This window comes from Flavobacterium aquariorum (assembly GCF_003254745.1).
Lineage (GTDB): Bacteria > Bacteroidota > Bacteroidia > Flavobacteriales > Flavobacteriaceae > Flavobacterium > Flavobacterium aquariorum.
This window is the reverse complement of sequence record NZ_QKXH01000001.1, coordinates 177241-190888: the sequence shown is the minus strand read 5'-3', so window position 1 is coordinate 190888 and position 13648 is coordinate 177241. Positions and strand designations below refer to the sequence as shown.

The 13648-nt window shown below is 35.8% G+C and carries 10 protein-coding genes and 2 tRNA genes; 4 read left to right on the top strand and 8 right to left on the bottom strand.

Annotated features, from left to right (window positions below):
• Nucleotides 1–11: 11 nt before the first annotated feature.
• The 8 genes from DOS84_RS00880 to rseP form a co-directional block, all read right to left on the bottom strand.
• A complete protein-coding gene (locus tag DOS84_RS00880) occupies nt 12–959 on the bottom strand; it encodes a transglutaminase family protein (protein WP_111408225.1) in 948 nt (315 codons plus the stop codon).
• A 7-nt stretch (nt 960–966) separates the two neighbouring features.
• Nucleotides 967–1920, bottom strand: coding sequence for an alpha-E domain-containing protein (locus DOS84_RS00875; RefSeq protein ID WP_111408553.1), 954 nt, complete (start codon nt 1918–1920; stop codon nt 967–969).
• Between the two features lie 295 nt (nt 1921–2215).
• Nucleotides 2216–2344: a hypothetical protein gene (locus DOS84_RS19365; protein WP_279386386.1), complete on the bottom strand. Its 129-nt coding sequence runs from the start codon at nt 2342–2344 to the stop codon at nt 2216–2218.
• 24 nt (nt 2345–2368) lie between these two features.
• Nucleotides 2369–2692 (bottom strand): hypothetical protein, encoded by a 324-nt coding sequence (locus DOS84_RS00870; protein WP_111408224.1) that lies wholly within the window; start codon nt 2690–2692, stop codon nt 2369–2371.
• Nucleotides 2693–2721: 29 nt separating this feature from the next.
• Nucleotides 2722–4158 carry a circularly permuted type 2 ATP-grasp protein gene (locus DOS84_RS00865; RefSeq protein WP_111408223.1) on the bottom strand — a complete coding sequence of 479 codons (1437 nt, stop codon included), beginning with the start codon at nt 4156–4158 and terminating at the stop codon, nt 2722–2724.
• Between the two features lie 358 nt (nt 4159–4516).
• A tRNA-Asn gene (locus DOS84_RS00860) sits at nt 4517–4590 on the bottom strand.
• Between the two features lie 39 nt (nt 4591–4629).
• A tRNA-Asn gene (locus DOS84_RS00855) sits at nt 4630–4703 on the bottom strand.
• Nucleotides 4704–4785: 82 nt separating this feature from the next.
• On the bottom strand, nt 4786–6129 hold the full coding sequence (rseP, locus tag DOS84_RS00850; protein WP_111408222.1) for an RIP metalloprotease RseP: 1344 nt from the start codon (nt 6127–6129) through the stop codon (nt 4786–4788).
• Between the two features lie 661 nt (nt 6130–6790).
• On the opposite strand from rseP, the gene DOS84_RS00845 reads away from it, so the two are divergent.
• From DOS84_RS00845 to DOS84_RS00830, 4 genes are all read left to right on the top strand, one after another.
• Nucleotides 6791–7861 carry an NADH:flavin oxidoreductase/NADH oxidase gene (locus DOS84_RS00845; RefSeq protein WP_111408221.1) on the top strand — a complete coding sequence of 357 codons (1071 nt, stop codon included), beginning with the start codon at nt 6791–6793 and terminating at the stop codon, nt 7859–7861.
• Between the two features lie 45 nt (nt 7862–7906).
• Nucleotides 7907–8947: a Gfo/Idh/MocA family oxidoreductase gene (locus DOS84_RS00840; RefSeq protein ID WP_111408220.1), complete on the top strand. Its 1041-nt coding sequence runs from the start codon at nt 7907–7909 to the stop codon at nt 8945–8947.
• A 365-nt stretch (nt 8948–9312) separates the two neighbouring features.
• Nucleotides 9313–10524 (top strand): MFS transporter, encoded by a 1212-nt coding sequence (locus DOS84_RS00835; protein ID WP_111408552.1) that lies wholly within the window; start codon nt 9313–9315, stop codon nt 10522–10524.
• A gap of 268 nt (nt 10525–10792) precedes the next feature.
• Nucleotides 10793–13630: a carboxypeptidase-like regulatory domain-containing protein gene (locus DOS84_RS00830; RefSeq protein ID WP_111408219.1), complete on the top strand. Its 2838-nt coding sequence runs from the start codon at nt 10793–10795 to the stop codon at nt 13628–13630.
• Nucleotides 13631–13648 lie beyond the last annotated feature (18 nt).

The following is a 13648-nucleotide window of genomic DNA, read 5'->3' as shown; positions in this document are numbered from 1 at the left end:
AGTTATGAATATTATTGCTGTTGCTGATGTTGTTGCTCAATATAACTTATTTGTTCGTTAATTTCCTGTGGGATTTCTTCAAGTAGGACATCGTTTATTTCTTCATAATGCCTACCGTCTTCATAGCCTATGGAGACACATACGGAGAGTGTCTGTCTTGCCAGTCCTTTGAAAGTTCCTTTAATTGGGGTGCAATCATAAAAATTTCTACCTGTAGCCAGTTTTACGTGATTATCCATCGTCCATATATTATTGGTGGGATCGAGACCTAGCCATCCTTGAGTAGGAGTGTAAATTTCGACCCAGGCATGCGTTGCTCCTTCTCCGCGTAATCCGCTTTCGTAAGGACAAATGTATCCACTTACATATCTGGCGGGAATGCCTACAGTGCGGACCAGCTGTAATAAGACATGTGCAAAATCTTGGCAAACTCCCTTTTTAATTTCTAAAATTTCATCAATGGTGGTTTCTATATTTGTAATTCCTTTGGTATAGGTAAAGTTGTCGAATATGTATTGATTGCATAATTGAGCAATTTCGATGATGGGTTTGTTGGCTACATCTATTGCTGCCAAGATAGCTTCTATCTCCTGCTGTTTTTGAATAACTTCAGGATAATTCAATCTCAATAAGTTTATGTTTTCACTTTTTTCTTTCCCAATATCTTTAACAGTGGTGTTGTCAATTGCAGGTATTTTTAGCGAATGATTTACGCGAACCGTCATTCGGGATTCGATTACCATTTCTTCATGTGATTCTAGATTATTAAAATTGGCAACACGATTGCCGTAATAGTCTTGGTAAAATTCTACGTCTGGATTATGGGTAATTAAGAGTCGGTAATCGAGTACGTCTTGATTGCTAAAATTATGGGGAAATAGCCGAACCTCGTTTATGCTTTCTTTTATGGGCCAGTTATATTGGTATTTTGTAATGTGAACTATTTTGAATATTGCCATAAGTTATCTAAGTGTAGGAGAAAAATAATTTTGAAAAATCGATTGAAAATTGATTCAGTTGTGCTTTTGTAGTTTCCAAAACTTCTTCCAATTGTTTGTCCGTCAAATGATGATAGTCGGTAAAGTCTACATAGCTTTTTAATCTTCCAAATTGATTGTACAGTTTTCTCGCGTCACTTATTTCGCTGTCTTTAACCAGGCAATCCAAATATTTATTTATTAATTCGAGCGTAAAGATCACAGAATGGGCAAAATCTTGGTTAAAAATGACGTGTTGTACCACTTTTCGATTGTGCTTGATGTTGCTATAGCTTTTAAGGTACAATTCGTAACCCGATAACGAGAGCAATAATCTTCGCCAGTACATTACGTCTTCATTTCCGCCAAGATTATAATTGATTGGCGCGTAATAGGCTTGAGTCATAGAGATGGTTTGTAAGCATCTTTCGATCAGTTTTCCAATATTCGAAAAGCTCCAGCCGAGCCCCCTTGGCATGGTTACATGCAATATGCCGTTGTAAAGCAGGAGGTCTTTATTGAGTTTGTTTACAATTTTTAAGGCATCTGAGGTTTCCAGTTTTTTAGGAAGATCGGGGGAATTCATAAAATGATACAGCGAATTGATATGTTCCCAAAGTTCTTTGGTTATTTTATCTTGAGAGCCTCTGGCGTTTTCACGCGCTTTTATAACTAGATTCTTGACCGAATTATGATTCAAACTATCGCAAATAATGTATTTCAGTACAAAATTGGTGTCGTATTGCACTTCATTTATTTGGTCGTGTGTCAAGTCGGTATAGTATTTCAATAAAGGTTTGTAACCTTGACAATCATCGGTTTCTTTGTCAAACGAAAGTATGTAACTGGTGTTAAGAGTTAGCAACATGCCATCGGTTCTTTCCATATATCTGTTGAGCCAAAACATCCCGTCTGCAACTCGACTTAGCATATTTGCCTTCATTTGCTTCGATTTATAATTTGTAAAAAGCTTTGTTATTAGCAATAAAACAATTGTAATTTTTTCTACCAAAATTATTTACTGCGTCAGTTCGCAAAAGTTCGTGTGGGCGTGACACTATTGAGCAAAGGGGCTTACTATTACCATCGCTTATACAGCCCCTTTGCTCAACTGCGTCGGGCTATCCGCGCTACTTCGGTAGCTAGCTTCTATCCCTCACGCAATCCCATAAATCGACTTTTCGTAATGCTTACAAGTTCACAATGATTGACAACTGTGGCTTAAATAGTTCTCTATTTTAGCATTTGAAAATTATAGGTTCTACAATGGTTTCTATTATTGACTCTATGATAGGAGCCTGAGAATCCGAATAATTGTTGAGTAAAAACATCCCGTTTGTAACTCCACTTTGCATAGTTGTTTTCATTTGAATTGGTTTTAAAAATTGATGTTAATAGATTTTGATTTTATTTATAAATCTCTTGATTAAATTTTCTTCGGTTTCACTGTTTGGGTTTTCCAAATGGGGTTCCTCTACAGGTTTTATGGGTTTTATTTTTTCTTTTTGTGTAACAATTTCAGGAACTGGAATTGAATCTAAATTTGGTATTTCAGGATCGGCTGTTATTGTTATTTTTTTAACTTCAGGCTCATTTGAATTTTCTACTGTAGTTTCAGTTGGTTTCGCATCGTTTAAATGTTCTAAAACCATTTCGTGTAAAAAGGCAAACTTTTTGCTTTCGTTTTTTTCTGTGTTTAAGGCTACTGTTTTCATTTTGATTCATTTTAAAAATTAAAATGAAATTACTTTATGATCCAAGTGTCTTTGCTTCCTCCTCCTTGAGAAGAGTTGACGACCAATGAACCTTCTGTCAATGCGACTCGAGTTAATCCTCCAGGCACAATTTCTACTCCATTGGGTCCACATAAAGCATACGGTCTTAGATCTACATGGCGTAATTTCAATTGGCCATCTATTAAACAGGGGACAGTGCTGAGTTGAATGATAGGTTGTGCGATAAAATTTCTGGGATTGGCTAGAATGGCTGTCTTACCATTTTCAAGTTCTTCCTGGGTAGCTTTGTTTCCCATAATCATTCCATATCCACCACTTCCATTGGTTTCTTTGATGACCATATTTTCCATATCAGCAAATACCAACTCTCTTTCCTCTCTGTTTTCCATTTGGTATGTTGGAACATTTTTAAGTATAGGTTCTTCGTTAAGGTAATATTTTATCATATCTGGGACGTAAGCATAGACTGCCTTGTCATCGGCAACACCATTTCCGACTGCGTTTACTAAGGCTACATTGCCGTGGCGATAGGCGCTAATCAGTCCAGGAACGCCCAGTGTACTTTCGGGTTTAAAAACTAATGGATCGAGATACTCATCGTCCAAGCGTCGGTAAATAACATCTACTTGTTGTAATCCCGAAGTAGTTTTCATGTATACTTTATTATTGTTCACCACCAAGTCTCTTCCTTCCACAAGTGGAATTCCCATTTGACGGGCTAAAAAGGTATGCTCATAATAAGCCGAATTATAGACTCCCGGCGTTAGTAAAACCACGTTGGGATTGGGAACATTTCGTGGAGATAGCGAAACTAAGATGTTGTGAAATATCATTGGATAGTTTCCTACCATACTTACTTTATTGGAAGTAAGCATGTCTGGGAAAATTCGTTTGGTGATTTCGCGATTTTCCAACATGTAACTCACGCCGCTGGGACATCGTAGGTTGTCTTCAAGTACGTAAAATTCACCCTTTGCTCCTCTGATTAAATCAATTCCTGCGATATGCACATGAATATTATGAGGGACTTTTATTCCGTGAACTTCTTGAATGTAATGAGGGCAAGACGCTACCAATGAAGCGGGAATTATACCATCTTTTATGATGTGTTGTCCATTATAAACATCTTCCAAAAATAAATTAAGGGCTTTTAATCGTTGCTTGATTCCAGTTTCTACTTCGCTCCATTCGGCTTTTGTGATGATTCTTGGAATAATGTCAAACGGGAAAATTCTTTCTATTCCTTGATTGTTGTCGCTGTAAACTGTAAATGTTATACCTTGATTCATGAACAAATCCGAAGCCTGAATCTGTTTATCGTTTAGACTTTCCGGATTTAGATTTTGTAACGTTTGAAGAACTTGAGCATAGGAATCTCTAACGCCTTCATTTGAGAACATTTCGTCCCACCCTTTGGGGTTTAGCTGTGGCATCAATTTCATCATATTTCTCAGTATTAAATAATTAATATTCTGGTGTAATATGGCTTTTTGGGCCGTGTTTAGGACTAAATTATTAAATTATTATCACTGAAATTTATATTACTGTGATTATTTTGTAATTTATATCATTTTCTTTTTTAGCTAATCTTTTTTTGATGAATCTAATTTTTTTGTTTGGATTTTTTTTTGATTTCGCATTCGCTAAATTGAGTTTTTAAGAACATAGCTATTTGATAGTGGGGGTTTTGTAGTTTGATTTTAAAATGCGAGTGATAATAAAGATTTTGATATTTCGAATGGAAGGAAGAAAGTTTTGGGCAAAAAAAATACCACTTACATTTCGTAAGTGGTATTTATTAAGCTCCCCCTCTTGGGCTCGAACCAAGGACCCTCTGATTAACAGTCAGATGCTCTAACCAACTGAGCTAAGGAGGAATCACCTTAAAGGTATGTATGTTTGCTAAAAAAAGTTTGCTCCCCCTCTTGGGCTCGAACCAAGGACCCTCTGATTAACAGTCAGATGCTCTAACCAACTGAGCTAAGGAGGAAGTTGTTGCTCTTTTTAGCGAGTGCAAATATAGAATTAAATTTAAATGTAGCAAACAAAAAAAGCAAAAATAACATTCTTTTTTATTTGCCTACAATTGCTTTATAAATATCGTTTCCATTTGCAAACAATAGTAGTGCGATAAGAAGTACAAAACCAACCATTTGTGCATTTTCAAGGAATTTATCACTTGGTTTTTTACCGCTAACAATTTCAAACAATAAAAACATTACGTGACCACCATCAAGTGCCGGAATAGGTAATAAGTTCATAACACCAAGCATAATCGATAATATGGCCGTGATGCCCCAAAAAACTTCCCAGCTCCAAGAACTTGGAAAAATATTATAAATGGCATGAAAGCCTCCTACTTGTTTGTACGCTTTGGTTTCTGGGTTGAAAATCATTTTCAATTGTTTGCCGTATCCAATCAACTGGTCTTTTCCTTTTTCAATTCCAAAAGGAATCGATTCAAGGAAACTGTATTTTTGATGTGTAATTTTGTAATAGCCCAGTTTCTCCAAAGAATCGAGTCCTAATCCACCAAGTTGAACACCAAGTTTACCTTCGTTATTTACTTTCAGGTCTAGAGTTGTTTGTTTTTGATTTCTCAAAACCAATGCTGAAACTGTTTTGTTCTTGTTGTTTTCTAAAATTACTTTGGCTTGGTCAAGGTATTTTGTAGTCTGGCCATTTAGAGACAAAAGAATATCTTTTGCCTTAAGATTTTGGTTTAAGGATTCATCGGGAACATTACCTATAACAAATGGAATTCTTATGGTAGCTAACGGTTCCTTTTCAAATTTTGATAATTGATCAACAAAATCATTAGGCATTTTAATTGTTTGTTGGGTGCCGTTTCTTTCGATAACCACTTCTTTGGCCATAATTACTTTACCACTGATTTCCTTATCAAAACGAACAATTTTTTCACCATCAACAGCAACGATTTTATCACCCGATTTGAATCCGGCATTAATCATCGCCTGATTTTCTATCAAAAGACCATCTTTCATGTCCGCATTTGAAATATAAGAATCTCCATAAGCATAAGCCATGCCAATGTATATGATGAAAGCAAGTATAAAGTTTACCGTCACACCGCCCAACATAATAATCAAACGCTGCCAAGCCGGTTTGGATCTGAATTCCCATGGTTGCGGAGGTAAAGCCATTTGTTCCTTGTCCATGCTTTCGTCAATCATACCGGATATTTTCACGTAACCGCCAAGAGGCAACCAACCGATTCCGTATTCGGTTTCGCCGATTTTCTTTTTTAGAAGGGAATATTTAACGTCAAAAAATAAATAAAATTTCTCGACTCTAGTTTTGAATAATTTTGCAGGAATGAAATGCCCTAATTCGTGAAGTATAATAAGTAATGATAAGCTCAATAAAAATTGAGAAAGCTTGATAACTATTTCCATTTTTTAATTTTCGGTTCTTTAATGACGGACAAAAGTACTATTTTCTATTTTATTATTTGCGCTATATTTTTTTGGATCGTTTTAAATGTTTGTTAATTAATGCATTTAAACACATATTTAGGATATTTAATCAGTTTGGAATATCACTAAAAGTAGGTATTGTCTATTTAGTTTTATTTCAATTACTTTACCGTAGCTAAAGTTCTTTAGAAAATGATTTTGTTGTGCTATTTTTTAACTATTAAAATCTTTGGAATTATGAAAATTGAAAAAGAAATCTTTAATGTGAATTTTTTTACAAAATTAATAATATCAGCTATCGTATTGTGGTTTTTTCTTTTCTTTTTTGGATATGTTATTGGTGAAGCATTTTATAATTATTTCCATTAGCTCAAAAGATTCATTCAATAAAATATTGACACTGAGAAAACTATTTTTGTGTCAAGTTAGAAACTTACTCAAAGGCATAAATAGAATTATATATCTAAGCATATCCCATGATTAAAAAACAGTTTTGATTATCTCCTGTTTTTAGTACCCCTTTAAATGTTTGTTAATTAATGCATTTTTCATTTTTATTTTAGAGTTAGTGCAATAACTTTACTACATAAAAATCTTGTTTTAATGCTATTTGGTTTAAAACATTAATATACTTGTACTTATGTCTTCACAATTATTTTCTCCTTTACAAATAAAAAGCATTACGCTCAAAAACAGAATCACAATTTCTCCTATGTGTCAATATTCGGCGGAAGATGGCTTTGCCAGTGATTGGCATTTAGTACACCTTGGCAGTCGTGCTACAGGTGGCTCTGGTTTAATTATTCAAGAAGCGACAGCTGTTTCTCCCGAAGGAAGAATTTCTCCCAGTGATTTAGGTATTTGGAGTGATGATCACATTAAAAAACTGCAGTCTATCACGAAGTTTATCATTAGTCAGGATTCGGTACCGGGAATACAATTGGCTCACGCCGGCAGGAAAGCCAGTGTTTCGTCTCCTTGGTATGGGAATAAAAAATTGGCTCAAAATCAAGGGGGATGGGAAACTTTTGCACCAAGTGCAATTAGTTATCACGATGATGAGCAAACTCCTACCGCATTAGATAAAATAGGAATCCAAAAAGTAATTACGGATTTTAAATTGGCCACCAGAAGAGCTGAGCAAGCAGGCTATCAAGTTCTTGAAATTCACGCAGCACACGGTTATTTGTTGCACCAATTTTTGTCGCCTTTGTCTAATTCGAGAACGGATGAATATGGTGGTTCTTTTGAAAATCGTGTTCGATTGCTTCTGGAAGTGCTCCAGGCGGTTCAGTCTGAATGGTCCAAAGAGCTTCCTTTAATGGTGAGAATCTCGGCTACTGATTGGGCAGATGACGGTTGGAACGCTGATGAATCAGTGCAACTTTCTAAAATTCTAAAAGAAAAAGGGGTTGATTTAATTGATGTTTCTTCAGGTGGATTGGTGTCTCATCAACAAATTCCCTTGGGACCTAATTATCAGGTTCATTTTGCCGAAAAAATTAAAAAGGAAACTGGAATTTTGACCGGCGCGGTTGGATTGATTACCACTTCTCAACAAGCCGAAGCTATTATAGCAAGCGGTAAAGCTGACCTCGTTTTGTTTGCCAGAGAATCACTTAGAAATCCAAATTTGGCATTGACTTTTGCACAAGAATTGGGCGTTGATGTTCAATGGCCGAAACAATATGACAGAGCTAAAATGAGATAAGTTACTGTTTAAAAGCATAGTTTTTAAAATTAAATATAATATTAAATGCAAAAAATAAAAACCGCATTACTATCTTATGGAATGTCTGGAAAAGTTTTCCACGCTCCTTTTTTGGATTTTCATCCAGGATTTGAATTGGTTGGTTCTTGGGAAAGAAGCAAGCAATTAATTCAATTGGATTATCCAAATGTAAAAAGTTATGCAACTATTGAAGAATTGCTTGAGGATGATATTGATTTGGTAGTTGTAAATACGCCAGTCGGAACTCATTTTGAATACGCCAAGCAAGTTTTGCTTGCAAGAAAAAATGCTGTGGTAGAAAAGGCTTTTACCACTACTGTTGCCGAAGCTCAGGAATTAGTTAATTTGGCCAAGGAAAAAGGATTGAAACTTTCGGTTTTTCAGAATAGAAGATGGGACAGCGACCTTAAAACAGTACAAAAGGTTGTCTCGGATAAAGTGTTGGGAGAATTGGTGGAAGCCGAATTTCATTTTGATCGGTATAATCCGTTTTTGAGTCCAAAAGGACATAAAGAAACAGCCAATTCTGGTGCTGGAATACTTAAGGATTTAGGACCTCATTTAATTGACCAAGCACTATATCTATTTGGGTTTCCCCAAGGTGTTTTTGCCGATATTCGAGTGACACGGGAGCATTCTTTGGTAGATGATTGGATTGATATTTTGCTTTATTATTCGGATTTTAGAGTGCGATTGAAAGCTGGGTTTTTTGTGAGGGAAGCCAATCCTGCGTATGTTATCCACGGCAAAAAAGGTTCTTTTTTAAAACCTCGCGGTGATGTGCAGGAAGATGAGTTGAAACAAGGAAAAAAACCAAATCTTACCACTTGGGGAAAAGAAGCTTCCGGTAACGAAGGATTGTTGCATACGGAAATAGATGATAAAATTATAAAAGAGAAGATTCCAACATTGCAAGGGAATTATTATGGTTTTTTTGAAGGTGTTTATCAGTCGATTGTGAATGATTTCGAAGAGCCTGTTACCGCTAAAGAAGGATTACAGGTGATGCAAATTATTGAAGCTGCTATTGAAAGTAATGCTCAAGGGAAGGTGGTTGTTTTGTAAGTGAGAAGTGAATAGCTTTAGTTATGGTAAATATTATTAGCCAAAATGGGTTATTTAGCATTTAATATCTGGTTTTGCAGTTTGGGTGAGGGATAGCGCCAAGTTACCGAAGTAACGGCAATAGCCCGACAGCATTAGGGAAAGGGACCGACTAAGCGATATGCTGAGTTGGTCCCTTTCCCTAATGGTGGCACCTCCACACGAGCTTTTGCGAACTGACGAAGTAAATGTTTCTTATTTTGGTGGTATTATTTGCTGTTTTTTCTAACAATAACGTTATAATTTATTGTATTGAAAGGGTTTGGGGGTTTGGATGGTTTCTTTTCGTACTTTTGACACAAAGAATTCCCAAAAAAACAATTATTTTGATAGATTTAAATTTTTTAGGTCGCTTTAAGACCAAGGGTAAATACAAGAAAAACTATCGAGATGCGAAAGCGTCTTATTTGGTCAGGATTCGTTGGGCAGTATCAATGTTTTATTTTGCTATGGGGTTGTGTTTTGCTACTTGGGCAAGTCGTATTCCAACCATAAAATCAGAGCTGAACTTAAGCGATGGTCAATTAGGAAGTATTCTTTTTGCTTTGCCAGTTGGACAATTAACGATGATGTATTTTTCGGGTAAATTGGTTACCCGCTATGGAAGTCATCGGATTTTGCTTTTTGCAATTTTGATGTATGCGGTGAGTTTAACGAATTTAGGATTGGCTCAAAATGCATGGCAATTGGCTCTCGGATTATATGCTTTCGGAATCTTTGGTAACCTGACTAATATTTCTGTAAACACCCAAGGCGTCTATACAGAAGGGCTTTTTAGAAGAACAATTATGTCTTCATTCCACGGGATGTGGAGTTTGGCAGGATTTACCGGTGCATTGGTTGGATTGGGAATGTTGGCATTGCAGCTAAGTACATATACCCATTTCCTAATCGTTGCTTTTATTGCATTTTTGTTGATTGTTTCAAATTTCAAATTTTTAATTAAAGCTAAAGAAACCATTAAAAAAGAGAAGAAAAAAGGATTCAGTAAACCGGATAGCACTTTAGTTTTACTTGGAGTTATTGGATTTTGTTGTATGGCTAGCGAAGGAATTATGTTTGATTGGAGTGGTGTTTTTTTTAAAGACATTGTCAAAGCACCAGGCGCTTTAATAATTTTAGGCTACACTTCATTTATGATTATGATGGCAAGTGGTCGTTTTTTTGGGGATAAATTAATCAATAGATTTGGACGGAAAACAGTGATGAAAATTAGTGGAATTATGATTTCATCCGGTTTCTTTACTGCGGTTGTTTTTCCTTATATAATACCTTCCACAATTGCTTTTATGGTTATTGGACTGGGAGTTTCTACAATTGTACCTACTTTGTATAGTATTGCAGGTAAACACCCAACAATACCTACTGGAGAAGCTTTAACAACGGTTTCTAGCGTTAGTTTCCTAGGATTTTTGATTGGACCACCGGTTATAGGCTATATTGCCGAACTTTTTAGTTTGCGATTTTCGTTTGCCTTTATTGGTATTTTCGGCTTTTTCATCGCTTTTATGGTTAGTCGAATTAAAGCTATTGATTGACCTCAGAATTTTAAAACATTTCTTCAATTTTGTTATAATTAAGAAAAAACGTGTTATTTATTAATAAATTAATAGTTTTTATCTTAAGTTTGTCGTTTGTGTTTTAATTGAATACTTTGTTCATTCGATTAAAAATTAAGATACCACACCTAATTTAGGTTTTTACAATTCTTTTTTCCAAAACTATTTTATCCTTTTTTAAACAAATCTAATTTTTGGAGGCGTTGTATTTTGCATACAATGTGTTCCATATGTTTACAAAACAAGTATGGGTAAATTTTTGTTAGGAATACTTTTATTATTGAAAATGTCTTTTGTAATTGCCCAAAAGCCAACAGGAATTAAGGGAAAAATCATTGATGCTAAAACTCAAAAGCCATTAGAAAATGTAGTGGTTACGATTTCAAACACACAGTTGATGCAACTCACATCAAGTGATGGTGTTTTTAGTTTTTACGCTGTGGTTCCCGGAAATCAATTGTTGCTTTTACACAGCCAAGGATTTAAGGATCTGATATTGTCAGTTGTAATTAACAAAGAACAAATGTTGGATTTGAGTGCTATTCCATTAGAAGATGATCAAACTTCAGAGCAGCAAACAGGCATAATTACACTTCTAGAAAGTGATTTGAGTGATGACAATAGCGGCTCCGAAAGCACGTCGGGACTTTTGCAATCTTCCAGAGACGCTTTTCAACAAGCGGCTGCTTTCAATTGGGGACAGGCCCGATTTAGGATTCGTGGGTTAGACAGTCAATATGCAACGACGATGATCAATGGTGTTACGATGAACAAATTGTTTGACGGGAGGCCACAATGGGGCAATTGGGGTGGATTGAATAATGTGATTAGGAATCAGGAATTTACGGTGGGTTCTTTTCCTTCAGATTATGCTTTTGGCGGGATTTTGGGCACCCAGGAAATTAATACCCGAGCTTCGATTTACAAACCGGGAATGATTTTATCCTTTTCGGGGACCAATACCAATTATGATTGGCGAATGATGGGAACTTATGCTTCTGGAATGAATAGCAAAGGATGGGCATTTGTGGTTTCGGCAGGAACACGATGGGCAACGGAAGGGTATTTCGAAGGCACCAATTACAATGCTTTAGCAGGCTTTATCAGTGTGGAAAAGAAAATAAATGACCACCATTCTTTGAATTTTTCCGGATTCTACACACCAAATTCCAGAGCCAAAAATTCTCCAAATACTGCCGAAGTTACTGAATTAATGAGCCAAAAATACAATTCGTATTGGGGTTGGCAAGACGGCAAAAAACGCAATGCAAGAATAAAAACAATTGAGGAACCCATCTTGATGCTGAATCATTTTTATGCTATTAATGATATCTCAACTTTGAATTCAAGTCTGACCTATCAATTTGGAAAAATCACCAACAGTAATATAGATTACCAAAACAGTAATAGCCCGGATCCAACCTACTACAGAAAAATGCCGAGTTATTATAGCTCGATGTATGCGCCGGATAATGGAGAGTTTTCTGGAGAATTTACTCCCGATTATGAAAATGCTGAAAAAAGTAAGCAGTTGTTTTTAACTAATAATCAAATTGATTGGAATGCGTTGTATTATGCCAATCAAGCTCCGATTTTGGATTCCAACGGAAAAATAATGGGCTATATGCCAGCCAAAAGCAATTATGTTTTATATGAAGACCGAACGGACGACCAAACGATAACAGCCAATTCTAACTTCAACACACAAATAAGCGATAATCTTTACTTGACTGCTGGAGGTTTTTACAGCCATTTAAAATCCCATAATTACCAACAATTGACAGACTTATTGGGAGGTTTGTATTTTGACGATATTGATGTTTTTTATAATGGAAATCAGGCGCAATCAGATTTGAACCATCCCGACAGGCAAGTTGTGGAGGGAGATACTTATGGATACAACTTTAATTATGCTGCCAATACTTTAAACCTTTTTACCAATTTTAAATTTACTTACGACAAAGTCGATTTTTATTTGGCACAAAATTTCATAAGTACCAATTATCAAAGGGAAGGTTTGTACCAAAACGGAATTTACGCCACTAATTCTTTTGGCAAAAGTGAGAAAGTGCAGTTTGAGAATTTTGGGTTTAAAGGAGGAATACTTTTCAAAATTTCAGGTAGACAACAATTGAATTTTAATGGAGCGTATCTTTCAAACCCACCAACAATCAGGAATGCATTTCCCAATTCGAGATTGAACAATTCGGTTGTGGCGGGCATTGAAAGTGAAAACATAAACAGTTTGGATGCAAGTTATTTTTACAGAACTCCAAGATGGCAAACTCGTCTCACTCTTTTTTATGCCAAAATAAAGAACGTTACACAAACTTCTTTCTTTTATGCCGAGGGAATATTTGATGATGGTGCAGGATATGCAAATACAGATGCTTTTGTAAGCCAGACTTTAACAGATTTGGATAAGAAGAATGTCGGTGCCGAATTTAGTTTTCAATACCAATTAACCCCAACACTAATGACTAATTTTTCGGCAGCTTACGGTCAATTTACGTTTGACAGCAATCCGAATGTCACCATAACCAATGATGCTCAAGCCACTGCTGATAATCCCAATCCAGTATTCGATTTTGGAACTTCATCATTAAAAAATTTCCATCAGGCAGGGATGCCGCAACAGGCATTTGCTCTAGGGATCGAATATAGAGACCCCAAATATTGGTGGGTTGGTGCCAATATTAATTATTTGGCGAATAGTTTTATAGATATTTCGCCGATCTCTAGAACAGATACATTTTATAAAAATCCTGCCAGTGGTTTCAATTTTCCTGAAGCTTCAGAAGAAAGAGCTAGAGAGTTATTGAAGCAAGAAGAATTTGATCCTACTATTTTGCTAAACATTTCAGGAGGAAAATCTTGGAAAATAAAAGGAAAGAATGTCGGACTTTTTGCAACGATAAATAATGTTCTGGATTTTAGCTATAAAACTGGTGGATATGAACAAGCCAGGAATGCAAATTTTAGGCAACTCAATCAAGATGTTTCCAGTGGAACACCCAATTTTGGCAACAAATATTTTTATGGTTACGGGAGAACGTATTTTGTAAACCTGTACGTCAATTTATAAATTTTAAACAAAAGAAAA